The sequence below is a fragment of the Microcystis sp. M31BS1 genome, from assembly GCF_020245285.1.
In the GTDB taxonomy this organism is placed as follows: Bacteria; Cyanobacteriota; Cyanobacteriia; order Cyanobacteriales; family Microcystaceae; genus Microcystis; species Microcystis panniformis.
In genome coordinates this window covers 1-3,054 of the sequence record NZ_JADBVE010000032.1, presented here as the reverse complement: position 1 = coordinate 3,054, position 3,054 = coordinate 1, and the positions used below count along the sequence as shown (strand labels likewise).

The 3,054-nt window shown below is 41.9% G+C and carries 3 protein-coding genes; 1 reads left to right on the top strand and 2 read right to left on the bottom strand.

Features of this window, described 5'->3' with window-relative positions; genetic code table 11:
• Positions 1-109: 109 nt before the first annotated feature.
• A complete protein-coding gene (locus IM509_RS01680) occupies positions 110-604 on the bottom strand; it encodes a hypothetical protein (protein ID WP_002788690.1) in 495 nt (164 codons plus the stop codon).
• 364 nt (positions 605-968) lie between these two features.
• Between IM509_RS01680 and IM509_RS01675 the strand changes: the two genes are divergently transcribed.
• Positions 969-1,799, top strand: a complete 831-nt coding sequence (locus IM509_RS01675) for a hypothetical protein (protein WP_052277844.1) — start codon at positions 969-971, stop codon at positions 1,797-1,799.
• Between the two features lie 129 nt (positions 1,800-1,928).
• Here the strand turns inward: IM509_RS01675 and IM509_RS01670 are convergent, their stop codons facing one another.
• Positions 1,929-2,612: a DALR anticodon-binding domain-containing protein gene (locus IM509_RS01670; protein WP_052277845.1), complete on the bottom strand. Its 684-nt coding sequence runs from the start codon at positions 2,610-2,612 to the stop codon at positions 1,929-1,931.
• Between the last annotated feature and the right edge of the window lie 442 nt (positions 2,613-3,054).

Genomic DNA, 3,054 nt, shown 5'->3' with positions numbered 1-3,054 from the left:
TGATAACTGATAACTGATAACTGATAACTGATAACTGATAACTGATAACTGATAACTGATAACTGATAACTGATAACTGATAACTGATAACTGATAACTGATAACTGTCTTACTCAGCTTTTACCAAACCCTGAGAGCGAATGCAGGCCTGTTCCCAGCGACAATCGGGATTAACTTCCACTGGTTTGAGTCGCGCCCAGATTTCGCCTTGAGCATCGGCATAAAAACTATCGATAATAGCAGGAATACGAGTACCGAAAGGTTCAGTAATCAGGACAGAATCGGTCAGATTAAATACTTCGCCATTAGCTCCCGTCGCTTTTTCGATGACGGGAATTTCTGCTTTGGGAATCGGTTTTCGGAATAGAGGAGCCGAATCGAAACGGGGACGGAGAGGAGATTTTATCTCGCTACTGACTGATTTTACCGTTTCCTCGGCTGGTTTTTCCTCAATTATTTCTGGAGGGGTTTCTGGAGGTTTGGGGGGTACTGCAGCCCTAGAACCCTTTTTAATAATTTGTAGAGGTTGTAGGGGAGGAGTGGATTTAATTGGCTCTTCGGGGGGTTCAGGGGTGCTAGGGGTTTTCTTCGGGGGACGTGGCATGATACGACAAGGAAAATAAAAACTATAGGATTATTGAAGCACATCGAGCCGCTAACCTGCTCGACCGATGCTGGTATCAATTTTGCTGTGGCTAATTCTTCCCTGGCCCTAGGGCCAGACACCCGCACTACAGCTATCTACGAATTAGTCGATTCCCCTCTACCCTCCAACTTATTGAAAAAAGTTCTCATTAAGTATTGACAAAAATTCCTAATAAGCTTATAGTTATTTATAGTGTTCTCCTCTCAAGGATCGGCAGTGGAACCGCGCGGCAGTCTCTAACAATGCGGTTCCCATTTTTTTTGGAACGATAGAAGGCTTTTAACGTCTCTAAACTTCTAGGTTTCCTCATCCTTTGGCTTTTATGAACGATAATTCCGACCTGTACCTCGATCATCTCACCCATGCGGATACTGTCATTACTGCTGAAATTGTCGAGCATGAGAGTCAATCAACAGATGAGACAGATTGGCCGGCTCTATCCTCTCATTTACGTCAACAAAATCAAGAATTACAAGCGGAGATCTGGCGACGGGAGCAAGCTCTCGCAGAACTGCGATCGCGGTTAGCCGAGCAACATCGTCGCTTGCACAGTTGCGATACCCTAATCCAGCAGCAAAACGAGGAACTGCAATACGAAAAGCAACAATTACAGCGAGCTTTAGGGGAAATCGAACAGTATCGTCAAGCAGAACAACGGCAACCGCTGATTATTGCCAATTTGACCGCAGAATTGACCCGCACGCGCCAACAATTAGCCCGTTTAGAGCGAGAATGTGCCTTAATTCAGGAAAGTTATCAGGAAAAAAGCCAAAAACTGTGCAACTATGACCAGCAATTACAGGAATTACGCACCCGTCTTCAACGTCAACAACGCTACACCCTCCAGTATAAAGCGGCCTTGGCTCAGTATTTCCAGCGCGGTAGCGATCGCAATTCTCCCCCGGATTTAACCATTGTCGCCAAGGCAGCCGCGATCGAGCCTTGGTCTCAGACAGAGAATCAAGAAAACGATGAAGTGGCTGCCATAAATGAGTTTGTAGCGGAATTAGAGACAATTGAGCCAGTAGAATCCTTAAAGAAGAAAGACAGGGATTGGCCCGCACCTATCATCTCTCCTTCCCCGAAATATTCCTCTTTTCGGGTTGATTTGCCCACTTTTATTAAATATCGCCAAGAAAAAGATAATTCCTGAACAACAGAAAGAGAGCCGGCGACTGTCCATGTTTCGTCTCGGCTCTCTATTCTGGTTCGCTCCTCACACTAATTAAAATCTATCATAAGCTGATGGTTTTGTCCACTAAATTCATAAAAGTTAATATTTTTATAGCTTCGTCATCGGCAGCAGTTGCCATTTTTGACGGAGAAGACGGTTAAGTAGTTTTTGACTGACGCTAATCAGGATTAATCTCGATCGCTGAATTGGGGCCGATTCTCCGATAATGCGACAGTTACGCTCAAAATTGAGCATCGCTTCGCAAAAATTGGCAGTTAAGGGATAAAGTTTCTGGCTTTCCCAACAATCACAAACGGTTAAAATTTGCAGGATTAAGGCTATTTCGGCGGGATGATGCCATGATAATAGTTCTGGCTCGATTAATCTAACTTTTTCCCGATTGAGCAGTTGTAACAAACCAGAATAGCGAGCGTGGGTGTATTGAAATAAAAAGAAAAATTCTCCTTCGGGATGGAAAGGAAGCTGATCGGAGAAAAATTTATCGATTAAATCGTTTAGTTTCAGTAACCAAAAGGACAAAAATTGCTGATCTAATAACAGTTCTAGCCATCCTTCCCTAAGCTGAATTTGCGGAAAAAGGGCGATTAAATGGTTAAATATAGCTTGACATTGAGCAGGTGTAAAATAATAAAACAGAGGTGAACGATAGAGGATACTATCAGGTTTTGGGCAACGATAGAAAGTTAATTTATGGTTGTTTTCTGGAAAAATATTAATTAATTGTTGTTTTAAAAAATGCTCGATCGAGGGGTGATTGTAGATAAAATTCATACTCAGAAGGGTAAACGTAGTCGTATCAAATGGCTCTCTCTGTTTTGGATTTAGTGAATCATACCTATCAAACGATTCTTGAGCTATTAGTAACTCGGACTTCTTTCTTTAAGGATATTCGTACCATATTAAAATTTATTTTGTTTAATTTTGTTTAAGAACTGGTGGAAATTTTTCTCATTTATTCTCTATTATCAACGAATATGTCCCATTTAAAACTGGACTTCCCCCGTATAAACATACTAGCTATGGCTAAAAGTCTTACAGAGCCTGAGTTCAAGCAATACAATACAAATGAACCACTGGACACAAAATCCTGAAGTTCTTACGCCGATAGGGTTTGAGGCAAAAATTTTCAAATTTGACCTTTAGACCATTATAGCTTGTTTCGGGGCAGAAAATCAGCAAAAACATGGCTACAGAGGGAATCCCTTACTCTAGA